Raw genomic sequence first — 11,423 nt, 5'->3', positions numbered from 1 at the left:
TGGAGGGATCAGGGGTAAAATTCAGGTACTTTTTCCCTGAAAATTAGGTAACTGACTACCTCAAAATCGGTAAAACCCTACACCCCACACCCCACACCCCACACCCTGCCCCCACCAACAAACTTTTTCAGCAGACCCTAAGTAGCTGATTATAAATAGGGTTGGCTGAATAAATGTGAAATGTAGGCAAGGTAAGGTTTTTGTGGCTTTTCTCGCTCCCACAGGTGCAAGATTTTGAGAGAATTGTGCTTCCAAACCTTGCGTCTTCATCGGCCCGCGTCCTGTAGGGGCGAAGCATTCGGGCAATAACCTATCGGTGAAACCGTAGATTTTCTATCCGAATGCTTCGCCCGTACTTTTTCAGCAAACCCTAATTAGGGTTTGGTTAATTTTTTAGTATTTTTGCTTAGGGGAAGTCCAGATATTCTTGTTCTGTTAGGGCAAATTCTGGATCAATGATTTTTACCTCATTATAGGTGAGTTGATAGAGTTTGTAAACTAAGTGATCGATCTGCTTTTCTAATTCGCTTGTGTTAGCGTTAGGATCGTCTTTTTTAGCGGCGAGAATTTTGTCAACAATTTTTTCTATTGCTATTTGTATTTGTCTTTTAGGAACTACAATTGGAAGTTTAAATAATTGTACTGGCTTTACTTCTGGAAATATTCTCACATCTTCATTAACTAAATCACTATATAAAAAATTCATCAATTTAGAGTTGAGAACAGCCAATAAATATAAATATTGCACTTCTGATTTATTTGGCAACTGAACTATTATTCCACTTTTAAGGCAATACCATTGATCTTCGTCGTAAGCAGCAATGATTCTATTCGCAGTTTGTCGAATTAAAATTTTAGGCTGAGTAAATAATTTTTTGCGTCTAGGTCTTAACATTACATAGTAAGGGATAACACCACTTTTAGTTTCTACTCTATTGTCTAGTTTTTCTTTGTATAAGCTTAAATGTTTAATAATATTGGGATAATTTTTAACATCTAAGTCCGAAGAAAAATAAATTATGACTTTCTCTGATTTAGGCTTTAAACAATAAGAGTTTATTTCTCCTCCAATTATTAGTTTTTTAATTATGTCTTTTTCTAATTTCTTACTTTCAGCTTCATCTGATTTAAGTATAAAAGCATCTGCAAGTCCGGGACTAATTCCAGTAGCTACATCTTCAGCAATATCTTTAAGAGTTAGATTCCCTGAATAACATTTTTCAATTAATTGATGATGATTTTTAAAAACAAAGCTATAAGCTTGATTAGAAACAAGATTGGATTGATCAATGAGATTATTTATTTTATCTAGCTCAACTGGTAATTTATCTCTTTCCACATCTGATAGATCTGCATATAGAGTTGAGTTGTTTAATATTTTTTTAGAAAAACTAATGATGCAGGTAGGAGTTGTAACATCTTCAAATACTCCATCTCCAAGATTAATGTCTAAGATAAGACTGTAATTACTTAGTATTAATTCTCTACTTTTTTCAAATTCAATTTGATTTAAAAAACTAGAGGGAATTATTAGTGAACACAAAGATTGCTTACCTGTAAGTTCTTGATATCTGTAAGAAAAATAATTAAAAGACTCTGGAGTTCGGACATGAATTCGATCATAATATTTCTTTAAAAACTCTTTTTCTTGGGTTGAAAAATCTACGCCATAAGGAGGATTCCCAATCACCACATCAAACCCAACAAAATCCCCGTCATCATTCAACACTTCGGGAAACTCAAACCGCCATTCTAAAGCATTATCATACAGCCTACCGCTTTCAATATCTGCAATTTCAGCAGTTAGCTTGTCAATCTCATTATTTAACTTAGTTACTTTTTTCTCCCGCGCTTTTTGCTCCGTCTTAGTCTCCTCAAACAATAAACCCTGATTTTCCAGATTATAAAGTTCCCCTTGTAATTGACGTAACTTCACCTTCTTAGGATCACTAATTAATAAATTAGCACTAAAACCAGCCTTAATCTTAGCAATCAGCGTTTCCATCTGCCGCTTTTGTTCCTTATTTTCCGCATTGCGATAAGTCTGTACCGCATTGCGATATTCCTCAATACTAAACTTCTGCTTCTGTAAAACCTGTTTAACATCCACATCCAAAGCAAAGCGACTAATCAAAGAATTACCACACTTGATATTAATATCAATATTTGGCAAAGTTTCTAAATTGCCATCCTCTCGATAATAAGCATTTTTTAAAAGCTCAATCCATAACCGCAAGCGACAAATCGTCACGGAATTAGGATTAATATCCACCCCAAATAAACACCCCTCGATAATCGTCTGTTTCTCATGAAATAAGGCTTGCTGTACCCGTTGCTTTTCTTTATTATTCGGATGATAAGCAAATAAATTCCCCTCATCATCGTAAACCAATAACTTATCGTTTCGCACCTCTACCCGATAATCTTTTAGCGACTTACCCGAAGTATCTAATAAAACCCGTAACTCACTCTTAATCGCGATTATCTCATTCAAAGCTGAAACTAAAAAATGTCCCGAACCCACCGCCGGATCGCAAATCTTCAGGCTATTAATAATAACATTTGCCTCTCTTTTATCCTCAATTCGTTCATATAAATCATCTAAAGTTTTACAATTCCAGCCTTTTACTTCATTAAACTTCTGCACGATCGCTCGTCGTATCGTTTCCCGACACATATACATGGTAATAAAACTCGGCGTATAAAAAGAACCGTCCTTATAACCATTAATCTTTTCAAAAATTAACCCCAACACCGAAGCATTAATTAACTTTTCGCTATCTTCTTGAGGATTTTCTAACTCATCTCGATCGAATTTATAAGCATCCAAAAACTCAAACAAATAAGCCAACGCATTTAACTCACCTACTCGCTTATTACCCTGATTATCTTTTAGCACCGTCGCTGTAAAAATGGGTAAAGTTCGCTCCCGCAAATTGCCAATAAAAATCGTTTGCTGTTCCGTCTCCGTTGGTTCAAATAGCGAACTATTTAAATAAGGTACATGAGCAAAAGTCGTTTTAACCTTAGCCTCGCGCTTATTTGTCTCCCTAGCTAACACATCAAAAAACAAACTATCGAGATCATCATAACTGGGAACTTTCGCCAAATTGAGAAAGGCAAAATCTCGATCGCCTTGATGATATTTAATTAACTGCGCTTCCAATAGTTTGAGAAACAAAACCCGATTAATCCAATTAATTGATAACCGCAACGCCACATTATAAAGCCGATCCTCATCCGTAGTTCCAAACTCTTCTGGATTTTTTAATTGTGCAATTTTATCTAAACTATCCAACCGACTAATCGCATTTTCAATTAGGGAACCATCACAGCGATCGCCTTCTTTCATTTGTCCGATTAACTTCTTCCCTTTTTCCTTAATTTCCGTCAAACCGATAATATACAAAAGCTCATTATAAAAAGGCTTATTTAAAGTATTGCTATCATTAATAAAAGGTAACTTAAGTAAATGTTCTGGCGAAAGAATCTTGTAAATATCAAGCAAATCTAAATTTTCCAAATCTCGCAGATCAAAATGAGTAAACTTAATTTGCTCAATAACTTTAGTGATTGCTGGTTCGGCAATTTGTTGATAGAAAAAATCCGTTTTTGTACTACTTAGTCTCCCTTCTTCAAAATCGCAAAACTGGTTAACTAGAGCCTTATTAGCAAAAAACAACTCCTCAAAAATCTTCGCATCGAAAATAAACCACTCATAAATATTTGTTACGATCAAGTGTTTAATCTCAAGATTTTTATCCGTCACCCTTTCGCGGAGAAAATATAAAACTAACTGCTGAAAAGCCTTAGTATTGAGATTATCCAGTCTTGGCATTTCTGCATTTATTGTCCGAGTAGGTTTCTTCGTCTCAAAAATGATCCCCACTGGACTTTTAACATCCTGGTTATTATGAATCACCAGATCGATGCGCTCTTTTGTATTGATAAAATAGCGATCGGTATAATAGGTATTTTTTAAAAAATCTATCAGCAAATTTTTATTAAACTCTTCGGACTTTTTGCTGTCACATTGCTCCAACAAGCGCGTTAAATTAGCTTGAAAAACCTGAATTGTTTCAGTATCAGGCTTAATTTTCAAGTACACCCGATTTAAGGCTTGCTTGAGTTCTCGCTTATTGATGATCATAAAAGTTTACCTCTAGGGAAACTACCGATTAATTTTATTATAGCATTGCCAAATGATCGGTTAAAATAGAAGGATAAAAGTTGCAATCGAGGTCAATCTGTAGAAGCCAAGAATTTCTAACAGCAATGGGGAAAGAATCCACCGTTAAGCTACGCTGTGACGGAGGGAGTATGTCACTGTTGCAATGCTTTTAAAAAGCGTCCCATCGTGGCAAATAAACCCGACTTTTTGGCTTTATTAGCAGGATTAGAACTATCATTAGGATTATTACTAGAAGCTTTCAGAATTAGATTTTCTAAAGCTTCGCCCATGGGTTTAGTCGATTGTTCGGAAATTAACTCGTAACCGTCTTCTTTTTCTAGCCAAACTTGCCACATGGAAGGATAGGAACGATACACGATCGCTGATTCCAAGGGACGAAAATAATAACAACTTTCTAGGGTACTTAAAAATCTTTCTCGCAATTGTCGGGCTGCGTAACCGATACCCACTACCGATACATCTTCCAATTGAGGAATTAGAAGAACTACGGGACGATCTTCGGCCAAGTTACAGAGTTTTTCTACGGAATTAATCTCCACCGAGGAGGGACAAACAACTAAAAAAACTTCATCTTCGGGCTTAATTTTGTTTTCGACGGGAATAAAACGACTACCTAAATCTCCCAGTTGAAAAACTGTTTCTCCCCAATCCCGTCGAGCTAACATGGCGGCCCCAGTATCGGGAAAAATTACCCTTAAACCAGAACCATAACTGTCAAAAATAGAGGTAAAATCAAGGGCTAAAGCTTGCGCTTGTAGAGCAATTTCTGGGATAACTAATTCCACTTGTATGCGTCTAGCTCCCGATTCTAGAGCCAGTTGAGTGGCGGCTTTCGCTTGCAGGATCGTTTCTTCTAGGGAATTGGGTAGGGTCATTTCAGTTATCAGTTATCAGTTATCAGTTATCAGTGACTACCACTGGTCGTCGGTGGCTTAAAATCAGAAAGATTTTAATTTTTATAAAAGGTAGGGTTGATTCATGAATGAACCCTACGTCCTGTAGGGGCGAAGCATTCGGGCAATAACCTATCGGTGAAACCGTAGATTTTCTATCCGAATGCTTCGCCCGTACTTTTTGCCGCAAACCCTACTTAAGTTTAGATGAAGTATGACGATATCTGGCATCATCCCCAGCATTAAGATAAATCCTATAAAATACCTTTAGTTTTTAAGAAGAAAGTCGGTAATCGGGGAAAAGGTGAGGAGAGAAAGCTTAGGAAAGCTGATAGGAGCCGTGACGTTGGGCATAATAATCGAGAATTGCCGTGACCAGAGCGCGATCGCTTTCCTGAAAAGTCTCGGTATAGTTAATTTCTAGACTACCGATCTGACTTTGGTGATAATCGAATTGTTGGAACTGCTGGGGAGTGAGATGGGTTTCCACACCCTGAACCTGTTGTAAATGGCTGGCTAATTCTCGATAGATAGCCAAGGGCATTTGGGGATAAATAATGGTTTGTTTTTGTTGAATAGCAATCGATCGCACGGGTTTTATTCTCCTGATTCGGGAATATTATAACTGATCGAGGCCTGCGGTGCGGCGGCGGGTTCGAGGACACCATCCCCTAGGCGACGGGTAATAGTTCGACCGCTTTGTTGTAGAACAATATAGGGGTTATCGGGATCGGTGTTGATCGCTTTAACTAAAATTAAACCATTAGAGAGGGTAGAACCGGGGATAACTCGACGTTCCGTGGCTTCTCCGGGGGCTTTCACGATCGCCATAGGAGTGGTAGGCAACCGGAGAATGCCCGATACTTGCACTTCTTCCGCTTCCGTCGGTTGCGGTGGTGGTGGCGGCGTTTTCACTATCGGTCGTCCGGGGGTGGGAGGATTGCCCATTGCTGCTGGTCCGGCTGTGGTAGCCCCCGGAGTCCCACCCGGGGGTTCTTCCGCCACTGTGATTGTAATATTTGGTTGTAGGGGAAGGGGGGCAAAGGGATCCCTGCGACCGCGATTAATTTCTGCCCGTTTTTGGTCGGGATCGGTGGCGGGAATCAATCCAGGTACTTTTGGGGTGGCTGGTTTGGTAGCTGGTTGCACAGCACCGCTAAAGGCGGGTGGTTGGGCAGCTGGGGTACTAGGAGAGGGGGTGGGGGTTTCTTGGCTGGGTGGTGGGGATTGATTAGCTTGGTCAGAAGCTGGACATCCCACCAACAATAAAGCGACACTCCCCACCGATAGGACTAGCGGCAATTTTTTCATGGGGAAACAAAGACAAAATAGCCCGGTCGGACAACCTTGGATATTAACATAACCTATGTTTCCCAGAAATCTAGGCTGATTATAGGGGGAAAGTCAGGAACTTTGCCCCGCTAGTCCAGTTTTAGTACTGACTACCGGATTTACGATGACCGATGGCGGTGACACCGTTACTATCCAAAACTTGACCCCGCTCGACGGTGGCATAGACTAGCCAGCGATCGCCGCAGAGTTGTCGCTCTTTCACCGTACACTCCAGATAGGCGAGACTTTCGCTTAAAATCAGACAGCCATTTTCCCCGACTTGGGTTTCTAATTCCGTAAAGACATCGCTGCCGGATTTGATGCAATTGGAAAAATGGCGGCGTAAATTGCGCCCTTCCTTGAGAATATTCAAGGTGAAGACGGTTCCCGAGTTAATTAGGCGATCGGCGGCTTGTTCATCAGCAACGGCGATAATTAGCCCTGGGGGGTTAAAACTGGCTTGGGATACCCAAGAGGTCAAGAAACCAGCATGATCCTCGCCCTGACGAGTGGTGAGAACAGAAAGGGAACCGACGATCCGACCAACGGCCTGGGCAGTGCGATCGATTTGTGTTTCGGTCATTCCCTGTTGGGGAACCCGCAATTTTTTGGTTTTTTTCAAGGTCTGGGCGAAGGTTTCTCCGGCTGAATAACCTGCTTGTAAACTGCTTTCTGTGGGGTTAAAACGCACGCGCAAGGATTCAAAACCAAGGCGATAATTGGCATCTTTGAGTTTAGTTTCAATTAAATCTACCGCTTCTCCACTCCAACCGTAGGAACCAAAAACCCCGGCTAATTTAGTTTTTGCTGCCGTGGAAAGAACGATTCCTAAAGCGGTTTGAATTTGGGTAGGGGCGTGACCAGCTAAGGTGGGAGAACCGATAATAAATCCGTCACAATTTTCGATCGCTTGACTAATTTCGGCAGGGGTGGCAAACTCACAATTAATTGATTCTACGGCCAGATCATTTTCTAATAATCCTCGTTCGATCGAGCGGGCCAGGGTGGCAGTATTTCCGTAGGCAGAAGCATATAATAAAGCCACTTGTAGGGGTCGAGTTTTTTGTTCTTGACACCAATAACGATAATCGTGGGCAAGGCGACTAAGACTATAACGAATTATCGGACCATGGGCAGGTGCATAATATTGGGCAGGAAATTCTTTAATTTTGTCGAGGGCCGTTTCTACTGGTTTTGATTGCACGGCATGGAGACAATCAAAATAATAACGACGATCCGCGTCTAATTCTTTCCAATTTTTATCCCAAAGCTCATCACTGCACAGATGCACACTAAAGAATTTATCGCTGTATAAAATTTGGGTTTTTTGGTCAAAAGTGCAGATTCCATCAGGCCAGCGGGGGGTAGGGACATTAATAAAACTTAGTTGATGACCTTGCCCCAAATCAAGGATTTCATCGGTTCGTATGCCCAAAATTTGGGCATCAGGCAAGGCATTTTTCAGGGTATTGACGGCAGCTTTAGAACAGAGGATGGTGATTTGATGGGTTTCGGCTAATAATGCCTTTAAAGTGACGATACGGTTAGGATTAACGTGACTGAGAATTAGATAATCAAGACGATGTAAGGGGACATATTGACGAATTTCTTCTAAATAAATTTCGGTGAAAGATTCTCCGGGAGGATCGATTAAGGCGGTTTTATCGCCCCGGATAAGATAGGAATTAGCGGTGGTTCCCCGTTGACGAGCATATTCTATTTCAAATTTTAATCTGTCCCAAGTACGCGAGCGAAAAACCCAAGTTTGATTGGCAATTTCGCTGGTTTGAACATCGCGGGGGCGATTATTGATAGCAGGATTGGAAATTAAGGTAGTAGTGGTCATAATTGTTAAGTTGGGTGTAGGGTGTGGGGAGAGGGAATTATGAATTATGAATTATGAATTATGAAGTGGGGTGTTGGGGGAGTGGGGTTTTAGGGTTTTAGGGTTTTGGGGTTTTAGGGTTTTAGGGTTTTAGTGGAAATTACTCTATCTCCCCATTACCCTATTCCCCCATTTCCCTATCCCCTTCTAACTGATAACTGATAACTGATAACTGATTAAGTTTTGCTGTTTATTTCAGTTAAGTCTTTAACTAAATGTTGACGATAACGCTCAGAAACTTTTTGTTCGGGATCGATACCTTCAAAGGTGGGAGGAAGCCAAACTCTTAACACCATTAATGTGCCGAGAACTATTAGAAAAGCACAGGCGGCTAATACTTGTGTCCAATTAGTTTCTAGGACTCCTCTGACAATTAATTCTCGCAAAACCGAAACGATAGAAACTTCCACGGCAACACCGATAGAAACTCGTTTTTCTTGCAAATAAATAATTAACAATCGGAACAATTCTACTAGAATTAAGAGGAATAAAATATCGGCGGTAATAATCCGAAATTGAATCGGTGGCAGCAGAGACATAAACATTTCTCTGACTTCTAACACCATGAAGCTAAATAAACCAATACAGAGAGAAATGACAATTAAATCTTGAATCATTTCTAAGACTTGCACTACCCGCACCATCATTGGGGAAGGTTTTTTAATTGGTTCGTACATTTTATTCCTCCTAAGATTGATAGAATTGGATGTTTCAGTTATCAGTGAGCAGTAAACAGTAATCAGTGAAAATAAAGCGGCAACTTCCTACTTAACACTATCCACTGAAAACTTAAATCTGATAACTGATAACTGATAACTGATAACTGATAACTGATAACTGTTAATAATGGTTGCCAACTTTGCGATGATGGACAGCAGTTAAGGTATCTAAACGGGCAACTCGTCCGCTATTAACAGTACAATAAACTACCCAATGATCGCCGCAATCTAAACGACTGGTGACTTGACATTCTATGTAAGCTAAGGCATCGGCTAAAATTGGTGATCCATTGTTGGCAGTATAGGTTTTAATGCCTTCAAAACGATTGGCACCGGGAGAGAAACGCTTGAGGAAATGTTTCATTAATTTCTGGTAATTATCCTCAGCCAAAACATTTAAAACAAAGGTATCGCTAGGCTGTAAAAAGGATACCATTGCCCGATCTTTAGCCACTGCAATCGCCACACCTAAAGGATTTAAACTTGCTTGTGTCACCCAAGAGGCAATCATGGCACTAGATAAATCAGCTTTTTGGGAAGTAATTAAGTACAATCCGGTGCTAATACGTCCTAGAGCCTTTTCTAAGTCGTTATTAATCGATTTAATTTGTTTAATCGTTTTTTCTCGGCTTAACCATTGGCCGAGGTCGGTTCCTGCTTCATCGGCAATTAAATCGAGGGATTGATGGGAATTGTCTTTAACTAAAAGAGGAGGAAAAGCTTCGATCGCCCCGATTTCCTGTAATTTATTTCTTAAGGGGAAAATTGGTTCATCTTCCCCACCTCCTGACTCAAATAATCCCACCGCTTGTTTGCCATTAATTGAAGCAAGAATCGTGCTTAAAATCGTCTGGTTAATCGGGGAAGATTGGGGAGGCATTCCGATGATAACTCCCTTAGATTGATTGATCAATTCTCTGACTTCGTGGGGATCAGCATTATTCATATCGACTAATTCTGTCACCACATCATTTTTATTCAAACCCTGACTGATCATAGTAGCTAAATGTTCGCTTTGTCCGTAATCTTGGGTAAAAAATACAGCTACTAAAGTATCGGCAGAAGTTTGTTCTTGACTCCAAGTTTGATAGCGTCCCACCCAATCAGAAATATGGTGTTTTAATAGGGGGCCGTGACCGGTGGCAATGAGATTAATCTCAAATTTCTCGATCCTTTTAATTGCCCCTAAAACTGAACGAGCATTCGGTCGCATCAGACAGTCATAATAGGTTTGAAAATCGCCTTCTAGCAGGTCTTTTTCTCGATCATAGGTTTGATCATCACAAAAGTGCATTCCGAAGGCATCACAGGTAAAAAGGGTGGCAGTTTTAGCATCAAAAGTGAAGATAGTATCAGGCCAATGAAGATTAGGGGCCGCAACAAATTCTAAAACATGGCCATTACCTAAATCTAAAGTATCACCACTTTTAACTATTAACTGTTTAAAGGGTCTGTGTACCATGTTTTCGAGGAATTGCATGGCAACTTTTGCCCCCACCACGGTAACTTCTGGGACTAATTCTAAAACTTCTTTGACTAAACCACTGTGGTCGGGTTCGGTGTGACTGATAATTAAATAATCAAGATGATTGATGTTGATTAGTTTAGTTAATTCCTCCAGATAAAGGCGATCGAATTTGCGGTGAGATGTATCAATGAGAGCGGTTTTTTCCCCTTGAATAACAAAAGAGTTATAAGTGGTACCGTTTTCTAAACCAAATTCGATATCAAAGCGATCGCGGTCCCAATCCAAACAGCGCAGGGTAAAGGTATTTTCAGCGATTTCTTGGATTTGTGTGGTTAAACGGCTGGTTTTAGCGGGTTTTGGGGTGATTAAAGCAACCATAATTTCTATCTCCCACAGGATTTGATTCGGAACTGCATTTGCTTAATTCCTATGGTGACTTGCTTTCAGGGATTTGTAAAATACCAATTACTCAAGTCAATGATTAGTTAGATTTATATAACCTTTTCTCTATGGTTGCGCCTATTAAACCCCCACCAGCTAGAGAACTGGAATTTTTTGGCAAGAGCAGATAGACTCTAGAGACTGGGAACGAAAAAGAGACCTAAAATGCCGAAAGTGGATTGGAAACGTTGCCATCAAAGCCTAGAAACCTGAAGAGAAGAGGCACTAACAGCGGGGCATCCACGAACAAGAGAAAGATTAATGGCCTTGCAGGAAATCTCTGAGAGCCATTATTGCGATTAGAAGAAAAACTCACTGATTACTTCCCATTTTACAGAATATCAATCTGTTTCCTATAGGAGCCGTCGTTCCTTTACCGGTGATTTTGATTTTTAAGTACCCTCTCCCCACTTCCCACTTCCCAATTCCCAATTCCCAATTCCCAATTCCCAATTCATAATTCATAATTCATAATTCGGCTCTCCTCGACTTT

Annotated in this window: 7 protein-coding genes; all 7 read right to left on the bottom strand. The window is 40.1% G+C overall.

Going from position 1 to position 11,423, the window contains the following annotated elements:
- Positions 1 to 406: 406 nt before the first annotated feature.
- Positions 407 to 4,150 (bottom strand): type IIG restriction enzyme/methyltransferase, encoded by a 3,744-nt coding sequence (locus IM496_RS13360; protein ID WP_287662191.1) that lies wholly within the window; start codon positions 4,148 to 4,150, stop codon positions 407 to 409.
- Positions 4,151 to 4,323: 173 nt separating this feature from the next.
- Positions 4,324 to 5,067 (bottom strand): DUF1995 family protein, encoded by a 744-nt coding sequence (locus IM496_RS13355; protein WP_287662189.1) that lies wholly within the window; start codon positions 5,065 to 5,067, stop codon positions 4,324 to 4,326.
- Positions 5,068 to 5,404: 337 nt separating this feature from the next.
- Positions 5,405 to 5,677 carry a hypothetical protein gene (locus tag IM496_RS13350; RefSeq protein ID WP_002804170.1) on the bottom strand — a complete coding sequence of 91 codons (273 nt, stop codon included), beginning with the start codon at positions 5,675 to 5,677 and terminating at the stop codon, positions 5,405 to 5,407.
- 5 nt (positions 5,678 to 5,682) lie between these two features.
- Positions 5,683 to 6,396: a hypothetical protein gene (locus IM496_RS13345; protein WP_287662188.1), complete on the bottom strand. Its 714-nt coding sequence runs from the start codon at positions 6,394 to 6,396 to the stop codon at positions 5,683 to 5,685.
- A gap of 121 nt (positions 6,397 to 6,517) precedes the next feature.
- Positions 6,518 to 8,263 carry a diflavin flavoprotein gene (locus IM496_RS13340; RefSeq protein WP_287662186.1) on the bottom strand — a complete coding sequence of 582 codons (1,746 nt, stop codon included), beginning with the start codon at positions 8,261 to 8,263 and terminating at the stop codon, positions 6,518 to 6,520.
- A 215-nt stretch (positions 8,264 to 8,478) separates the two neighbouring features.
- On the bottom strand, positions 8,479 to 8,979 hold the full coding sequence (locus IM496_RS13335) for a phosphate-starvation-inducible PsiE family protein (protein WP_002734712.1): 501 nt from the start codon (positions 8,977 to 8,979) through the stop codon (positions 8,479 to 8,481).
- A gap of 163 nt (positions 8,980 to 9,142) precedes the next feature.
- On the bottom strand, positions 9,143 to 10,867 hold the full coding sequence (locus tag IM496_RS13330) for a diflavin flavoprotein (RefSeq protein WP_194015860.1): 1,725 nt from the start codon (positions 10,865 to 10,867) through the stop codon (positions 9,143 to 9,145).
- Positions 10,868 to 11,423: the final 556 nt, after the last annotated feature.

It is taken from the genome of Microcystis sp. M049S2, from assembly GCF_020245625.1.
GTDB classification, from domain to species: Bacteria; Cyanobacteriota; Cyanobacteriia; order Cyanobacteriales; family Microcystaceae; genus Microcystis; species Microcystis ichthyoblabe_A.
The sequence above is the reverse complement of the archived record's forward strand: the minus strand, read 5'-3'. Positions and strand labels throughout refer to the sequence as shown.

What these genes read in the sequence shown, in the direction of transcription:
- IM496_RS13360 (WP_287662191.1), bottom strand. Translation starts at nt 4,150, where the DNA reads ATGATCATCAATAAGCGAGAACTCAAGCAAGCCTTAAATCGGGTGTAC.
- IM496_RS13355 (WP_287662189.1), bottom strand. Translation starts at nt 5,067, where the DNA reads ATGACCCTACCCAATTCCCTAGAAGAAACGATCCTGCAAGCGAAAGCC.
- IM496_RS13345 (WP_287662188.1), bottom strand. Translation starts at nt 6,396, where the DNA reads ATGAAAAAATTGCCGCTAGTCCTATCGGTGGGGAGTGTCGCTTTATTG.
- IM496_RS13340 (WP_287662186.1), bottom strand. Translation starts at nt 8,263, where the DNA reads ATGACCACTACTACCTTAATTTCCAATCCTGCTATCAATAATCGCCCC.
- IM496_RS13335 (WP_002734712.1), bottom strand. Translation starts at nt 8,979, where the DNA reads ATGTACGAACCAATTAAAAAACCTTCCCCAATGATGGTGCGGGTAGTG.
- IM496_RS13330 (WP_194015860.1), bottom strand. Translation starts at nt 10,867, where the DNA reads ATGGTTGCTTTAATCACCCCAAAACCCGCTAAAACCAGCCGTTTAACC.